The sequence below is a fragment of the Psychrobacter sp. 1U2 genome (assembly GCF_051847575.1).
In genome coordinates this window covers 1-717 of sequence record NZ_JBPYDC010001071.1, presented here as the reverse complement: position 1 = coordinate 717, position 717 = coordinate 1, and the positions used below count along the sequence as shown (strand labels likewise).

Annotated in this window: 1 pseudogene; it reads right to left on the bottom strand. The window is 44.2% G+C overall.

The annotated features are described in order from the left end of the window. A pseudogene (locus ACS8FD_RS20445) lies at positions 1 to 406 on the bottom strand (YheT family hydrolase); the annotation flags it as partial. Positions 407 to 717 lie beyond the last annotated feature (311 nt).

Sequence of the window (717 nt, the reverse complement as noted above, 5' to 3'; positions counted from 1 at the left end):
AGACGCGCCCGTTGGCCGGAATACCGCCACAACTGCGAAAGTGTGCCACTACAAAGTGCCAGCCATCGTTATGCATTTGATAGGCCAATGCGCGCGCATAATGGCTATCGCTACTACCTTCCATTCCGTGAAATAGCACGACTAAAGGTGTTTGCTCAAGTGTACCGTCGTTCGCTGCTTCTATTGGATGCGCATCGTAGAAGTCATAAGCAATGTCAGTCTCACACAACGAGTCTTGCTTGACTACTCGCCGATACTTTGGCACTTCTGGCGCAAAAAACTTGGGCAAGATACTTTGCAGATGAGGATTAGTCAGCCAAAATGGTGGCTTAAAAGGAGCAGGAGCGAATGGCTTTGCGGTATTTGAAGGTTTTGAAGTTTGCTTTGAAGGTTTTGAAGTTTGCATAGGTCAGTCTTATATAAGTTGTTATCAAAAACAGTGACTTATCATACCGACTGGCAGGGTTAAAACCAATGGTTTTCAGTGAACGGATGGTTACTTAAAGATGGTATTAACTAGTCTAATATTTATGACATGGTTAAGGTCTGAGTAAAATTAATAGGAAGAGGATTGCCGTAAAGGGGAGTTATTTTACGCAGACGCAGCAGCGTTAAAAAACTGTAGCGCTATTTCTGGCACCCAATTGGTATCTAACCCTTTGTCTTTCCAACGTACAAAGCCAATGTGGCCACCATGCGCCGGCTCGTATAATATCA